The following is a 14,959-nucleotide window of genomic DNA, read 5'->3' on the forward strand; positions in this document are numbered from 1 at the left end:
GTCGCGCTTACTTTCGCAACGCCGCCAACCCCGCCTCCAGCACCGTGTCCCGCCCCGCGCGCAGGTCCGCGATGCGCGGCGCCACGGCCACCTGCGGCTGCACGCCGACGCCGACGAATTCGCGGCCATCGGGGTAGCTGTCGCGCTTGGTGCAGATGCGCGCGGTTCCCCCGCCAGGCAGGCTGAACTGCAGCGGCTGGCCCGTGCTGCCGCCGGTGGCTTCGCCGACGATGCGGCCGCGCTGCATGGCGTCGAAGACCACGACAAAGTCCTCGGCGGCCGAATAGGTGCGCGCGCTGGTCAGCACCGCCACCGGGCCGTCGTAGTGCAGCGTGCCGTCCGGTTGCATCTGCGAGGCGGCCTCGGCGTACGTGGCTTCCGGCCGGCCCCAGGCCCGATACGTGGGCACGTATTCGCGCGTCTGCCAGCGCGATCCACGGAATGGCCTGTCCGTCAGCATCGACAGCAGCTTGTAGCCCTCGTCGCTGTTGCCACCGCCGTTCCCACGCACGTCGATGATCAGGCCGCGGGCCTTGGCGATTTCAGCGAAGTTCTGGCGGAAGCCATCGGCCGCGTCGCTGTTGCCGAAGTGCAGGATCCGCACGTAGGCAATGCCGCCCGGCAACATGCGCATCTGGAACGTGGGGCCGCTCCAATACGCCTCCTCGAACGCCTTGGCCGTCATGCGGGGCAGCGACAGCGTGCGCTGCTTGCCGGCAACGTCGCGCACCGTCACCAACGCGGGACGGTTGATGGAGCCCGAGAGCAGTGCGCGCTCGTAGGTGCGCGCCGCCAGGTCCTGCGGCGTGGATGCGGGCTGGTAGGGCGTGATGTGCGTCTTTGCCCACGCCTGCACGGGCTGCCCTTCGATGGCCACGATCTCCATGCCGCGCTCCAGGCCGGTTGCGGCGAGGGCCGGATCCAGCAGCGCATCGACGAAGATGCGACCTTCCACGAGTGCGGTACGCACGCCGGGTTGTGCCTCCAGCTGGTCGGCCACTTCGCCCGGAAGGCGGATGCTGCTGTGGCCATCGCGCAGCTGCGCGACAAAGCGCTTGAGCACGCGGTAATACTCCGGCGTGCTGGTAGCGGCGCGCACGTCCGGGAGCGTGGCGAGGTACAGCGCATCCCAGTCCAGGTCGGGGACCAGGTCAAAGCTGGCGAAGTTGAACTTGGCCTCCGACCACAGCCGTGACAGGCCGGCCACGCGCTGGTTCTCATCCAGCACGGGCTGGTAGGGCGTGGCGAAGACGGGGTTGTTCCACATCCGCTTGCGCTGCTGTTCGGCGCGCTCGGTCGCCGCGAGCAGCGTCTCGAAGCGCGGATCCGGGCGGAGTGACACGAGGTCCGGATCGGCGCGGATGGCGGCGATGTTGGTGTAACCCGCCGCCGTCGCCTTCGGCAGCAGCTCGAAGGCCGCTTCCGTGCGCCCGGCCAGCGCCGACGCACTGGCCGCGTTGTAGTACAGCACGGGATTCTCGCCTACCACGGCGAGGGCGGCGATGAAGGCGTCCGCGCTGGCACCGTAGTCCTTGGCGTTGTAGGCCTCGGTGGCCCGTTGCACCAACTGCTCCGGATCAGCCTCTGCCGCGACTGCCGTACTGCTGAAGCACAGGCACAGCGCAAGGACGAGCGGGTGGTGCATGCGAAGGGGCATGGGGAACTCCGGAGTGATATTGAGCGATACGGGGTCAGCCCCCGGCCAAGGCGAGGCGCCCCGGGAGGCACGAAAAGGTTAATACGGATTCGCGGGGCGAGGCCGGCCACGGGCGCGCTGGGCAACAGCGAGCGCTTGAGGTGTGGTCTGCAGGCCGATCACAACCGAGGGGAAGCCCCATGCCGGCTGGGCAGGGCAATCATCCCCGGCAGGAGGGGCCTCCGCTCACAGCCTGCGTTCGATTCCCAGCCACCAGCCGTTGTTGATGACTGCATCGTCCGCACTCCAGCGGTAACGCAGGGTGGTGGACCACCACGCGCCACGGCCGCCATCCAGTTGCAGGTCAAACCAGGACAGGTCAGTCGCGGGCGCCGCATCGTCGATCCGGAACATCACGTCCGGTATGCCGGTGAAAGCTGCCGTCATGCTTCCATCGGTCCGTACTGCGTGGCGACGCGCTCCCGTTGCCTGCAACCGCAGCCAGCCCGTTGGTCGTTGCCAGTCGTGCAGGTAGCGCAGGCCAAATTCGGCGCTGGTACGGCGGCTGCTGGCAGCCTGGCCCAGCAGTTCAAGGCCGGTGTCTCCTGCTTCGGCGAACGCGTCGCTGTGCACCCGGTCGTATTGCAGGGCGGCGTAGGGCGTGAGTTGGCCGCCGCCCACCGCATGGTCGACGCCACCTTCAAGTCGCGCACGCACATGGGCGACGTCGAAGTCGGCGAAGGCGCGGTGCATGCGCCGATCCCCCACGTCGATGTGCCGCCAGGTGTCCACCCAGCCGCGGTTGCCGCGTATTTCGCCATAGGCATGCCATGGGCCACGCCAGGCATGGCCGTACAACATGCCGAGTGATTCCACGGATCGTGCACGGCCGTCGCGGTCGTGGGCCATCCAGGCATCGCCGCTGCCCGTGGCGGCCCCGATCAGCAGTTGCGGTCCAAGGTGGTAGGTGACGCCACTGACCACGCCTTTTTCCGAGATCCCGCGTCGCATCTGGCCGGTGCCGCCGATGGCAGCCAATGGTGTGGCCGTTGCCACCCAGGCATGGTGTGCCCCAGGAGCATCGCGCCACTGCTGCAGTTGCGCCGATTGCGGTCCAACGTGGGCGAAGCTGTCGAACAACCCGTTGCGGATGTCGGCGAAAGATTGGCCGGACAGGCTGTCCAGCGTGCGCGTCGCCTGGGCCAGGTCGCCAATGCGCAGCACGGCGCCGGCAGAGATCAGCAACTGGCGTTGCGCCGTGCCGAGCATGTGAGGGGCAGCCGGTGGGATGCCATCGATCCTGTCGAACACCCGGTCGAGGTTGGCTGCACTGGCCAGGGTTTGCGGCGTGCTGGCGTTGGCGGCCATCACCGACTGCAGCGAAATCCGGGTCAGGTCGAACCACGCGTCGTTGCTTCCATAGCGCACGTTGCCTTCAAGGAACAGTCCGGGCGATGTCCATTGCGCGAACTGTCCGAACACGCCGCCATTGGCGTGGAAGATGTGCTGCGAACCGGTGCCGGGCAGCGGACGGGGGGCCGAGGGGTCGGTGTACACGCTCAACTCCAGGGTGCCGTCCAGACGCGCCTGCCCGTTGATCTGCAGGGGGGCCGGCGAAGGCGTCAGGCCGCCCGGTGCGAACTGGAGGGCGAACGTCCCGGTTGCCGTCTGGGTGAAGTTGCCGTTGATGGTGCCGTATACGGGCTTGTCGATGGAAAAGACCGTCACGGCGATCCTGCCGTTGTTGACGATATTGCCGTCCACCAGCCCCGTGAATCGCAGTTCACCGGTGTTGGATACGTTACCGGTCAGGTGGCCGTCCAGGATGGCGATGCCTGCGTTGTCGAGATTTCCCCGTACGTTGCCTTGCGGCTGGATATGTACCTTGCTGCCATCGCTCAGATTGAATCTGGGCTGGACCAGGATGTTGCCTTCGATGTTGCCATCCACGAGAAGTGTGCTGAATCCATCCACGTCGACGTTGGACACCAGGGTGTTGAACGGTGTGACCCGGATGTAGCCACCGCCGGTGACCGACGTGCCGCCCGCGAACACATATCGGTCGCCGGGCGACGTGCCATCGCCAAGGTCCAGGCCAAAGTCGTAGGGCAGGCTGACGTCCAATCCGTACGGGCTATCGCGACCGCCCAACATGGTGCCCAACTGCGTCACCAGACAATCGCCAGTGTGCGGGGGTAGGCAGGGCCCGGATTGATCCGACGGTGGAGGGGGGGGCGGAGGAGGCGGAGGAGGAGGCGGGGGCGGTGGGGGCTCGGAAGTGCGCACGCCCCCTCCTCCGCCGCCACAAGCCGTGGTCAGTGAACATAGGGCGGCAACAACCGCCAGCGACAGGAAGCGACCGCAAAGGCGCTGGGCGTTCATGGCAATTCCTCAGCACGCCCTGCTGGCCATCGGTGGCGGTATGTCGCGTGTGATGACAGCGGGGCACACTATTGCCAACGAAAAAACCAGCGTGCGCCGGTATCACCCGGACGGGGGTATCCGTACCCGCGTTACCGCCCCCGGGGCAGGCCGATGCCGGGAATCAGAGCGTGATGAGACTCATCGGCTGGCGTCAGTCGCTGCCGCTCGGCATGCGCTGCACGCGTTCTCGGTACGCGTGGACGTTGTCGCCGTCGATATGCCTGTCCTGCGTGCCCTTCACCTCGCCGACCTTCTGGTCCGAGCCCGTGACCGGTTTGGCCTTGACGTCGGTTTCGTGCTCGAACGCATGTGATTTGTCGGTGTTGCGGTAGTACCGGTACAACGTCCAGTACAGCCCGGCGGCGCCGGCCGGGCCGAGTAGCAGCAGCCAGAGTCCGCTGTCGTCGCTCATCAGGTGTTCCCCACGATCCACAGTGCAATGCCTTCCAGGAAGGTGCCCACGGTGAGCGCCGCGGCCAGCAGCTTCCATTGCTGTACGGGCACGCTGCCCATGGTTTCGCCGGTGCGGCCGTTCACCGCGATGTAGTGCAGCAGGTCCGTGCCGGGCTGGTGGTACGAGTACAGCCACACCGGCAGGTACATCGACACCCAACGGGTGCCATGCACGTCCAGGCATTCGCGTTCCCAGCGCACGCCGCGGTCGTAGCGGTCCACCGAGGCCGCCACCTGGGCGCGTGCGATGGAGAGCAGTTGGTCCTCCAGGCGTGGCTGCAGTTGCGCCACGTCGCGGTCGCGCTTCTCCGAACTGAAGCCCGACAGGTACGACGCGTTCCACTTCACTGCGTTCTTGGTGTCGAACGGCAGTATGGTGTTGATGATGTTGTGGGTGTTGACCCGCGTGTCCAGGTTGCCGCGCTCGCGCGAGGATTCCAGCGGCAGGTCATCCACGGTGAACTCCACGTGGCGCTCCACCCGGTACACGTCGGCATCGTAATAGGTCTTCTTCTTGTCGCCGCTGCCAGTGGTGTAGCTGCGCGTCTCGATCTCGCCCCGACCGGCGATGCCGGCGCTGGCATTGCCGTCCACGATCATGTACGGCAGGTACACGCCCACGACGTTCCCGGGCGTGAATTCCTCCTTGAACGCCTTCAACGCGAACAGCCGGCGCTTGTGCACGAACTGGCGGATGCGCGCGACCGCGTCGTCCTTCCTGATGTGGAAGGGCAGCACGGCGTCGGGTACGGCGCCATTGGCCACCTGCTCGTTGACGCCAAAGACATGGCGGCACCAGTGGCAGCGCGCGGTCATGGCGTTTTCGGTGTTGACCGTCACCTCGGCGCCGCAGCCGGTGCATTTGAAGCTCATCAGGCTGGCGGCATCGGCCTGGATGTCCTGCGCGCCGGAGGCGATGACCGTGCCGCGCAGCTGGTCGATGCCTTCGCCCAGCCCGAACTCTTCTTCAACCCGCACGCCGTGCCATTCGTTGCGGCAGTACAGGCAGATCAGCAGGTCGCTGCCGGACTTCTGCCGGATGTCGGTGGCACCGCACTTGGGACAGCGGTTGAGGCCGTCCTTGAGTTCGGTGGCGGAGGTGTCGATGGCGACCGGGTCGGGCGCCAGCAGTTCGTCGCGGATGGGTGGGGGCAGGGTGGACGGGTCGATGGGGAAGGTGCCGGGTTGTGGCGGCACGTCCTGTGGCGAGCCCGCGCCGGCAGGAGTTGCCGGCGGTTGGTGGGTGTTCGGCATGGGCGTCGTGCGGTCTGCGGGTTACAGGCCCAGCGCCTTGGCCTTGAGCGCATCGTAATCGGCCTGGGTGATCAGGCCCAGGTCGAGCATTTCCTTGGCCTTCTTCAGCTTGGCCACCGGGTCTTCGGCCGCGGGGACGGCTGGTGCCACCGGCTGCTGCAGGCCGGCCAGGCCGCCGACCATGCCCGTCGCCATGCCCACGCCCATCAGGCCTGCCGCGCCGCCGCTCTCGCCCGCGGACTGGATGCCCTGTGCGACGCTGGCCTGCAGGTTGGCGTTGCCGCGCGAGCCGGTCAGCGCGTCGGCTCGCTGCACGGTCTTCAACAGTTCGCGCGTGTTGGCGTCGTATTCGATGGAGACGATGGCGGTCTTGACAATGGCCAGGCCGCGGTCGGACTTCCACTGGTAGGCCTGCTCCACCGCATCGGACAGGCTCTTGGCGAAACCGAGCGAGTCCTGCTGGAGCTTGGTGATGCGGTTGCCCTTGCCCGGGTCGTTGGTATACAGGCTGAAGGCCGGTGCGAGCGAGCCCACCACTTCGTTGAACAGCTGGCTGGCGGCGGCGTTGTCGATGTCGGTGAAGTCGAAGACCTGGCCGGGCTGCAGGTAGGACGCCGGCACGAAGTTCTTCACGAACAGGATCGGGTCGACGATCTTCAGCGTGTAGGAGCCGCGCGTGATCGCGCCGACCTGGGTGTTGAGGAAGCCGTCGTCCCAGTAGATCTCGGATTGGGTGCCGAAACGGTTGTCCGGCAGCTCCTTCAGCGAGACGAAGAAGGCCGCCTGCTGCGCACCCGGCTGGCCCCCGAACTTGAAGCGCTCCCAGCTCTGCTTGATCAGCGGGCTGACGATGCCGTCGCCGGCAAAGATCGACTGTGAGTTGAGGTCGTCCGAGCGCCATTCATAACCGCCCGCCTCGGCGGCGAAGCCGGTGATCTTGCCGTCCTGGAACAGTAGCAGGCCATAGCCTTCGGGCACGACGATCCGGGTGCCGTTGCTGATGATGTTGGAGGAGGCGCGCGTGTTGGACCCGCGGCTGGCGTTGGTGCCATGTGGCACGGCGGCGAACAGGGCCGCAGTGGGCGGCAAACCCTCCGGCACGGTGTAGAAGTCCTTCCACTGGTCGGCCAGCACGCCGCCGACCGCACCCGCCACTGCCTTGACAAGACCCATGACATCCCTCCGTGATTGCTGGCTTGGAATCGTACCCGGAATGGATGACGCACCATAAGTGCGCGATGGCCAGGTCCGCACGGCATCAGGCCGTGCCTGGGGCGTTCCTGGGGTACTCCCTGGGTCGCCTTGTCCTTCATGCCGTTCCCTTTGCGTTTGCCGTTTGATTGCATGGGGAGATTGCACATGGTGTACAACCGTTAGACGTGGCGTTCGCCGAGCGGAGCTGTCGGGGGGAGGGAGTCATGGCGGTGACCGGGTCCGTGCGCTCACCCTGGTGGGCGGTGTTGCTGCTGGGTGTCTGGATGAGCCTGTCCGCGATCTGGTTCGTATCGCTGTGGTTTCCGATGGATACGCTACGGCAGTTGCAGCAGGCCACGGCCGGCTGGGTGTCGGTCACGCTGGTGGCCTCCGGCGCTATCGGAATGGTGTCGCTGTTAATCGTGTTCGGACTGGGGCGGCAGTCATTTGCCGATGTCGGTTGGCGGGCGGGGTACCTGGTGCCTGCGTTTGTGGTCAGCTTGCTGCTGTGGGCGTCGATGCAGGCGGCGACGGTGTTTTCCGCGCAGGTATCGGGGGCGCCACTTGTTGCGGCGGCCGCATGGGAGCGGGGCCTGGGCATTGCGCTGGGCCCGCTGCTCGCCCAGGTGTTGGGCACCGCGCTGATGGAGGAGACCGTCTTCCGTGGCTATCTCTGGCCACAACTGGTCCTGTGGCTGCGGCGAGGTCTCCCGGCGGCGTGGGCGGCGGCACTCGGCCTGCTGTTGTCGCAGGGGTTGTTCGCCGGGCTGCATGTACCGGTGCTGCTGTACACCGGGACGGAGGCCGGTGCGCTTGCCGGCCCGCTGTTGATGCTGTTCTTCGTCGGCATCGTCTTCGCCCTGGTGTATGCGGCCACCGGCAATCTGTTCGTGGCGGTCGGGGCGCATGCGTTGGGCAACGCGCCCACGCTGCTGTTCGAACCGCAGGGGCCGGCACCGTCGATGGTCCTGTTGATCGTGCTGGTGGTGCTCAGCACGGGATATTGGGCGTGGAACCAGCGACGTGCCGGAGGACGCGAGGGGGCAGGCACTGCGTCCGATTGGCGCGGCTTCACCCGCGTCTTGCGGCCTCGATAGCCGCCACGTCGATCTTGCGCATCTGCATCATCGTTTCAAACACGCGCTTGGCCTCTGCGCGGTCGGGACTGGTGTAGCCCTCGGTAAGGACGCGCGGGGTGATCTGCCAGGACAGGCCCCACTTGTCCTTGCACCAGCCGCACTCGCTCTCCTGTCCATCGTTGTCGACGATGGCGTTCCACAGGCGGTCGGTCTCCGCCTGGTCATCGGTGGCGACCTGGAACGAGAACGCAATGGTGTGCTCGACCCCTGGTCCGCCGTTGAGTCCGATGCAGGGAATGCCCATGACGGTGAACTCCACTGTGAGTACGTCGCCTTCCTTGCCCGACGGGTAGTCACTCGGCGCGCGGTGCACCGTGCCCACGGCGCTGTCGGGGAAGGTGCGGGCGTAGAACTCGGCGGCCTCCAGCGCGTCATGGTCGTACCAGAGGCAGAGGGTGTTCTTGGGGATCATGATCGGTTCTCCCGAGTGGGCGGCCGAGGGCGCGACGTGCATGCTCGGCCGCCCTCCGTCGTCCATCCAGGCCTATCGCGGATGAGGCGGGCGTGAATCGGCACTCGGTAAAGGCAAGGCCCAGTGCTGGGCGCCCGGCTGTCGTCGGGCTCCAAGTAGCGAGCTCAACCGGTCAGCGTTGCCACGGCCCGCGCGGCGCGGTCCACCTCGTCTTCCGTGTTCACCAGGCTCGGGGCGAGCCGCGCATAGCTGACCGCGTACGGGCTGGTGCTGGCGATGATGTGCTTGTCGTGCAGGTGCTTCACGACCTCCTCGGGTTTCATGCCGGCCACTTCGAAGGCGATGACGCCGGCCGACAGGTCACCGGACCGAGGCGTGTGGATGCGCACCTTGGGGTTCTCGCCCAGCTGCGCCTTGAGCCGGTCGTTGAGGCTGCGGATGCGCGCGGCCACGCGGCCACGGCCCATGGCCTGGTGCATGCGGAACGCGGCGAGCATGCCCCACTGGTGCTCGAACGCCTGGAATCCCCCCGGGGTCATGCGCTCGGCGGTGGTCGGGCCCTTGCGCTCGCGGCCCTGGAGCCAGGCCAGGTGGCCGTCGAGCTCGCTGAAGTCGGGAATCAGCGGCCGCAGCCGCGCCCAGTTCTCGGCGTTGGCCCAGACCAGGCCGGTGCCACGCGGGGCGAACAGCCACTTGTGGCAGCCGGCGCAGAAATAGTCGATGCCGGTGCTGGCGATGTCCTCGTCCGCGGCCCCCAGCCCATGCACGCCATCCACCACCAGCAGCACCTCGGGGTGGCGTTGCTTCAGCGCCTTTGCCATCTCGCGGATGGGCAGGCGCATGCCGGTGCTGGAGTGCACCCACGTCAGGCCCACCACGCGCGTGCGCGGGCCGATGCCGCGCAGCAGGCGCTCGACCAGGCTGTCCACGGTGGCCGTGGCGGCATCGTCGTACAGCGTGACCTGGCGCAGCGTCGCGCCAGTGCGCTGGGCGGCGTAGCGGATGGAGGTGAGGTGGGAATAGTGGTCGTGGGTGGTGGCCAGCACTTCGTCGCGGGCCTTCAGCGGCAGGCCGTGGTAGACCAGCGCGAGGCTCTCAGTGGTGTTGTGGGTCAGGGCGATATCGGTGGGCTTGCCGCCCAGGTAGGTGGCCGCGGCGCGCGTGACATGACCCGGCACCCACCTGGATTCGTCTTCGGTGAAGGCGTTGTGCTCCACCGTGAGGTAGGGATTGCGGTCCAGTGCACGGCGCCAGGCATCCACGGCGTCGCGTACCGGCGCGGGGTGGCTGACCAGGAAGAAGCTGGCGAAGTGCATCCACTCGGGGTCGAGCACGAACTGCGCGCGCACCTTGTCCCAGTCGGCGAGATCGGGAAGTGCGGGGGTTTCCTGCGCCAGCGCGGTGGCGAATGCGCCGGGGAGCAGTGCAGTGGCGCCAAGGGCGATCGGGACGGAGAGGAACTGGCGGCGAGTGGGCATGGCGCGGGCTGCCTTGGGGACCAATGGGGAGCAACGTGCGGACGTGGAGGCGACGGCCAAGGTCTATGATCCGGAGGGCGCCGTGGCCGATAGCCGCGGCGACTGGAGGAGATGCGCTGCCATGACCATGACATTGCGATGCCGTTGCGGTGCGGTGCAAGGTGAGATCGACGAAGGCCGTGCGTACGTGCGTGCCACCTGCTACTGCAAGGATTGCCGCGCCTTTGCCCGCTACCTGGGCGTGCCGGGCGTGCTGGATGCCGCTGGCGGTACCGACATCATCCCGATGGCGCCGGCCGCGGTGCGGTTCACGGCTGGGCAAGGGCTGGTGACGTGCATGTCGCTCAGCCCCAAAGGGGTATTGCGCTGGTACGCGTCGTGCTGCCGAACGCCGCTGGCCAATACGCCGCGCGATCCGAAGCTGCCATACGTGGGCATGGTGACCGATTGTTTCCTGGTAACGCCGCACCAATTGGATGCGGCCTTTGGCCCGCGTGGCCGCGTGGTGCTCAACACGAGGTCCGCCATTGCGCCGGTGAGGGCCACGCCGCTGGCGTTTGCGCTGGGCGGCTTGCGTATCTTCGCTGGCATCCTCGGCGCGCGCTTGCGCCGTGAGCGGGCGTCGGCGTTCTTCGATGGCAGTGGACGCCCGTTGCAGGCACCGCACGTGATCACCCGCGAGGAGCGGGCGGCGCTGTCGTAACGTGGAGCCCCATGCAGACATCGTTTTGATGAGTCCGCCACTGGCCTCGGGCGCATTCGGCCGCTATCGTCTGGTGCATCTCCTGTCCACCGGGTTTCCCATGCGCCTGCTCGCCGCTTGCCTGTTGTCCGCCGCCACACTGCTCGCTTACGCGGGCGGGTCCACGTCCTACGGCAAGCCATTCGCCGATGGCCCGGCGGTGCCGGTGTCGACGGCAATCGCGGCCTTCGAGGCGCATGCCGGTGAACCGCGCCGCTTCAGCGGCCGCATCACCGAGGTCTGCCAGGCCCAGGGCTGCTGGATGATGCTGGAGCACGACGGCCAGGCCGCGCGGGTGAAATTTGGCGACCACGCGTTCTTCCTGCCCAAGGACGCCAGCGGCACGGCTGTGGTGCACGGTGTGCTGGAGCGCAAGCAACTGACGCCCGAACAGGCGAAGCACTTCAGTGAAGACAGTGGCAAGCGCCTGCCGGTAGAAACGGTGGAATTCCGCATCGTGGCCGACGGCGTGCGGGTGACGCCTGGCGAAGGGTGATCTGGCTGCGTTGCGCCGTCGGGTAACCCGCGGGGTCGTCGCCAGCGCGTCAGTCCTCGCGGAGCCCGGCCCGGGCCTGCTCGGCGGTCTCGAACCAGTGCGGCGCCACGCTGTGCGCGCTCAGCGCCGAACCCAGCCGTGCGCGCAGGAAGCCTGATGCGCTGTAGCGGGTGACGCGCGTGTAGTGGTGCTCGACCAGGTCGTGCACCATCTCCGCCCATTCGTCCTCCAGCTCGTCGGGCAGTTGGAAGTGGTCGTAGTTGACGATGGCGTACACGCGCCGGCCCAGGGGTGCGACCAGCGCCAGCACCGCTTCGCGCACCGCGTCGATGTCGGCCGCACTGCGGATGCGCAGGTGCTGGAAGTCGATGTAGAGCGTCTCGGCACTGACATCCAGGCTGAAACGCTGCGCCAGCGGTCGCTCCAGCAGTCGCTCGCGCAGGCCCAGCGGGCTGTCGGCGAACAGCGCCGGATCCATCGTCGGCGGTGTGCCTTCGATGCGCGGTCGGAATTCCATGTGCGCCAGGATGTCGCGCTGCAGGTCCACGCCCGGCGCGATCTCCAGCAGTTCCAGTCCGCCATCGGCGTGCAGGCCGAACACGCAGCGCTCGGTAACGTAGAGCACCGGTTGGCCGCGGCGCCGCGCTTCCTGTGCGGAGAAAGTGCGGTGCTCCACTTCCCGCACGAACTTGCGCGCAATGCTGTCGCCGCGACCGGCCTGGAAGCTGCCCACGAATACCAGCCGCCGCGCGTTCTGGCTGATGTTGATGAAGCCGCCGGCACCAGCCAGGCGCGGACCGAAACGGCTGACATTGACGTTGCCTTCGACATCCACCTGGGCCATGCCCAGCACGGCGATGTCCAGGCCGCCGCCGTCGTAGAAGTCGAACTGGTAGGGCTGGTCGATCACCGCCTGCGCGTTGACCGCGGCACCAAAGCTCAGGCCGCCAGCGGGGATTCCGCCGATCGTGCCCGGCTCGGTGGTGAGGGTGATCAGGTCGATGATCTTTTCCTCGGCCGCCACCGAGGCCACGCCTTCGGGCATGCCGATGCCGAGGTTGACGATGGCATTGGCGCGCAGTTCCAGCGCGGCGCGGCGGGCGATGGTCTTGCGCGGGCCGGCCGGCATCGGGGCGACGCTGGCGGTGGGTATCCGCAGCTCGCCCGAGTACGCCGGGTCGTAGGCCACGGCGAACGTCTGCGGGTGGTGTGCGGCGCTTTCGGCCACGACCACCGCATCGACCAGCGTACCCGGCACCTTGACCTGGCGTGGCGGCAGGCTGCCGTTCTCGGCGATGCGCTCCACCTGGGCGATGACGATGCCGCCACTGTTGTGCGCGGCCATCGCAATGGACAGCACCTCCAGGGTCAGCGCCTCGCGCTCCATGGTCAGGTTGCCGTCCAGGTCGGCCGTGGTGGCGCGGATCAACGCCACGTGCACAGGGAACGTGGGGTAGTAGAGGAGGTCCTCGCCGTCGATGTGCAGCAGCTTCACCCGTTCGCCGGTGGTGCGGGCGTTGAGCCGGCCGCCGCCGTGGCGCGGGTCGACGAAGGTGCCCAGCCCCACGCGGCTGACCTGTCCGGGCTTGCCGGCGGCGATGTCGCGGAACAGGTGCGAAATCACGCCCTGCGGCAGGTTCCATGCCTCGATGCGGTTGTCCACGGCCAGCTTCTGCAGGCCGGGCACCAGGCCCCAGTGGCCACCAATCACCCGGGCGACCAGGCCTTCGTGCGCGAGGTGGTTGAGTCCGCGCGTGCCGCCGTCGCCCTGGCCGGCGGCGTACACCAGGGTCAGGTCGCGGGGCAGGGCTTCGTCCAGGAAGCGCTGTTCCAGTGCGATCGCCAACTGCTCGGGGAAGCCGATGCCGACGAAGCCGCCCGTGGCGACGGTGTCGCCATCACGGATCAGCCGTACCGCGTCGGCGGCGGAGACGCGCTTGCCCTGGCGACGCAGCGGCGTGGCGCGTTGCGGCCACGGATGGGAGGCGGTCATGGTGGTCCTTTCCCTTGGCGCGGTTGCCGTGCCGCGGCCTGCGGGTTGAGGCTACGTGGGGGCGCGGGTGGAATGTATTGGACCAAGGGGAAGCGATGGGTTCGGGTAGGAAGGGGGTTGCAGGGATGCGCAGCCACTTGATGCCGCGATGTGCGGGTCTGGCCGATAATCGGGGCCCCGGTCCATCCCCCGTCGCATGTCCATCATCCTCACCGACTTCGCCCGCCCCCGGCTGTTCCCGCGCGAGCCGCGCCGCAACACCATCCAGGACATCACGCCCGGGCAGTTCGAACGCCATCTCGCCGAGGTGCCGCCGCTGAAGGTGCTGGATGGCTACGCGCCGTTCTGCAAGCTGCACGTGCATCGCAACTGGACGTCCACGCGTTGCCTGGCCGTGCCCATCACCGAGGGCAACCGGCACCTGCTGCGCTCGGACTACGAGGCGCGCACGCACGATGAGTTGCCGGTGCTGGTGCGCTGGTTCGAGGGCATCGAACCGCCGGTGGCCGAGTACCTGGTGGTGATCCTTTACAGCCGCGAGCAGTTGGCCAAGGAGGGCACGGCCATCACCGCCGACTGGGGCGTGGTGGGCTGCATGTACACCATGGAACCGGAGGAAACGCCGATGGCACCCGTGACGATGATGCGCAACGCGTTGGGCGTGGAGGAGGGCGGTTCGGGCGTGGCGCTGGACCGCGAAGCCTATCAGCGCAGCGTGGCGTTCTGGCAGGTGCACGCCAATTGGCGCGGGTAGGGCGTTGCCTGGCGGACATCGGTGTCCGTGGGTGGCGATCAGGGCACGGTGAAGGCGCTGCAGTCGGGCGCGGGTGAATCGAACTCGTAGCGTTCAGTGGCGGGGTTGAAGCGGACGACCCGGCGGTAGCTGCATTCGTCGTTGACGGCGTGGACGAGGTCTTTCTCCGTCAGTGGCGGATTGGCAAGCGAATCCTTGTCGCGTGAAACCGGCCCGGGAAAGCTCGTCGCGGCGGTGACGTAGTCGAACTGCGGCAACGCACCGGGCTTTGCCGCGTGCCGGTTCTTGGTCTCACGCAAGGTCAACGTGGCCGCGAAGTTGTATTCATCGTGGCAGGCACCGGCCCGGCGTTCCAGATCTTCTTCCAAGAAGCAGGCGCGAATCAAGGCCGAGCCGTTGAGCGGGACGGAGAGTACCTCCCTGATCATCGTGCTGCCGTACTCCATGCTGACCTGGATCAGGCTGAGGCGTTCCGCGTGTGCGCCGCCACCGGAATACATGGCGTGCAGGCCGGTGACCACGCCGATCATGGCCTGCTGCCCGGCGTGTTCAGTGGACTCGGGCAGGCGGACGATGCGGGACCAGAGGTCCACGTCGGCCTGTTCCTCGGCCAATGGCAGGGCATAACGCGCGATTTCCTTTGCCTGGACCGGGTTTGTCCTGTCGGACAACACCAGCAGCGGTGCCGTTTCCGTATCGCCATGCTGGATCTCCGCGCACCAGCGCCGGTCGGCGGTGCAGCGACTGTTCGACGGCGTGGTCGCCGGATCAGCGTTGGGCATCGGTTCGAAGTTCTCGATCCGGTTCCCGTAATGGTCATGCTCCACGTCGGTATCGGCGGTCATCGCCATTGCGGGGCATGGGCCGGCCAGTCCCAGCAACAGCAGCGCGGCCGTGCAGAGGCTGGACCGGGACAACAGGCTGGCTCGGGTTCGGAACATGGGCGTGGGGGACTCAGTTAAGGCAGCGAGACTACCGAAGTTT

The 14,959-nt window shown here is 67.4% G+C and carries 13 protein-coding genes; 4 read left to right on the plus strand and 9 right to left on the minus strand.

What is annotated here, in order from left to right:
* Positions 1-7: 7 nt before the first annotated feature.
* The 5 genes from IP93_RS06385 to IP93_RS06405 form a co-directional block, all read right to left on the minus strand.
* Positions 8-1,657, minus strand: a complete 1,650-nt coding sequence (locus IP93_RS06385) for a S41 family peptidase (RefSeq protein ID WP_144813432.1) — start codon at positions 1,655-1,657, stop codon at positions 8-10.
* A 225-nt stretch (positions 1,658-1,882) separates the two neighbouring features.
* A complete protein-coding gene (locus tag IP93_RS06390; RefSeq protein WP_158636289.1) occupies positions 1,883-3,808 on the minus strand; it encodes an autotransporter outer membrane beta-barrel domain-containing protein in 1,926 nt (641 codons plus the stop codon).
* 403 nt (positions 3,809-4,211) lie between these two features.
* Complete coding sequence (locus tag IP93_RS06395; protein ID WP_144813439.1) at positions 4,212-4,472, minus strand: hypothetical protein; 261 nt, start codon at positions 4,470-4,472, stop codon at positions 4,212-4,214.
* Entirely contained in the window at positions 4,472-5,767 is a 1,296-nt protein-coding gene (locus IP93_RS06400; protein ID WP_144813441.1) for a TFIIB-type zinc ribbon-containing protein, read from the minus strand. Before IP93_RS06400 ends, IP93_RS06395 begins: the two co-directional genes overlap by 1 nt.
* A 21-nt stretch (positions 5,768-5,788) precedes the next feature.
* Positions 5,789-6,940 carry an SPFH domain-containing protein gene (locus IP93_RS06405; RefSeq protein ID WP_144813444.1) on the minus strand — a complete coding sequence of 384 codons (1,152 nt, stop codon included), beginning with the start codon at positions 6,938-6,940 and terminating at the stop codon, positions 5,789-5,791.
* 206 nt (positions 6,941-7,146) lie between these two features.
* Here IP93_RS06405 and IP93_RS06410 point away from each other — a divergent pair, with 206 nt between their 5' ends.
* Positions 7,147-8,058 carry a CPBP family intramembrane glutamic endopeptidase gene (locus tag IP93_RS06410; RefSeq protein WP_144813447.1) on the plus strand — a complete coding sequence of 304 codons (912 nt, stop codon included), beginning with the start codon at positions 7,147-7,149 and terminating at the stop codon, positions 8,056-8,058.
* Here the strand turns inward: IP93_RS06410 and IP93_RS06415 are convergent.
* Both IP93_RS06415 and IP93_RS06420 read right to left on the minus strand, forming a co-directional pair.
* The gene (locus IP93_RS06415) at positions 8,033-8,512 is read right to left on the minus strand and encodes a VOC family protein (protein ID WP_144813449.1); all 480 of its coding nucleotides are present in this window, start codon (positions 8,510-8,512) and stop codon (positions 8,033-8,035) included. The genes IP93_RS06410 and IP93_RS06415 overlap by 26 nt on opposite strands.
* 164 nt (positions 8,513-8,676) lie before the next feature.
* Complete coding sequence (locus IP93_RS06420; protein WP_144813452.1) at positions 8,677-9,990, minus strand: aminotransferase class V-fold PLP-dependent enzyme; 1,314 nt, start codon at positions 9,988-9,990, stop codon at positions 8,677-8,679.
* A gap of 121 nt (positions 9,991-10,111) precedes the next feature.
* On the opposite strand from IP93_RS06420, the gene IP93_RS06425 reads away from it, so the two are divergent.
* Both IP93_RS06425 and IP93_RS06430 read left to right on the plus strand, forming a co-directional pair.
* On the plus strand, positions 10,112-10,693 hold the full coding sequence (locus IP93_RS06425) for a DUF6151 family protein (protein WP_144813455.1): 582 nt from the start codon (positions 10,112-10,114) through the stop codon (positions 10,691-10,693).
* A gap of 28 nt (positions 10,694-10,721) precedes the next feature.
* Positions 10,722-11,228: a DUF4920 domain-containing protein gene (locus IP93_RS06430; protein WP_144813458.1), complete on the plus strand. Its 507-nt coding sequence runs from the start codon at positions 10,722-10,724 to the stop codon at positions 11,226-11,228.
* A 49-nt stretch (positions 11,229-11,277) separates the two neighbouring features.
* Here IP93_RS06430 and IP93_RS06435 read toward each other — a convergent pair whose 3' ends face one another.
* Entirely contained in the window at positions 11,278-13,221 is a 1,944-nt protein-coding gene (locus IP93_RS06435) for an acyl CoA:acetate/3-ketoacid CoA transferase (RefSeq protein WP_144813461.1), read from the minus strand.
* A 196-nt stretch (positions 13,222-13,417) separates the two neighbouring features.
* Between IP93_RS06435 and IP93_RS06440 the strand changes: the two genes are divergently transcribed.
* A complete protein-coding gene (locus IP93_RS06440; protein ID WP_144813463.1) occupies positions 13,418-13,975 on the plus strand; it encodes a DUF3228 family protein in 558 nt (185 codons plus the stop codon).
* 38 nt (positions 13,976-14,013) lie between these two features.
* On the opposite strand, the gene IP93_RS06445 is transcribed toward IP93_RS06440, so the two are convergent.
* Complete coding sequence (locus IP93_RS06445) at positions 14,014-14,820, minus strand: hypothetical protein (RefSeq protein ID WP_144813466.1); 807 nt, start codon at positions 14,818-14,820, stop codon at positions 14,014-14,016.
* Positions 14,821-14,959: the final 139 nt, after the last annotated feature.

This window comes from Aerolutibacter ruishenii, assembly GCF_007830115.1.
GTDB classification, from domain to species: domain Bacteria; phylum Pseudomonadota; class Gammaproteobacteria; order Xanthomonadales; family Xanthomonadaceae; genus Aerolutibacter; species Aerolutibacter ruishenii.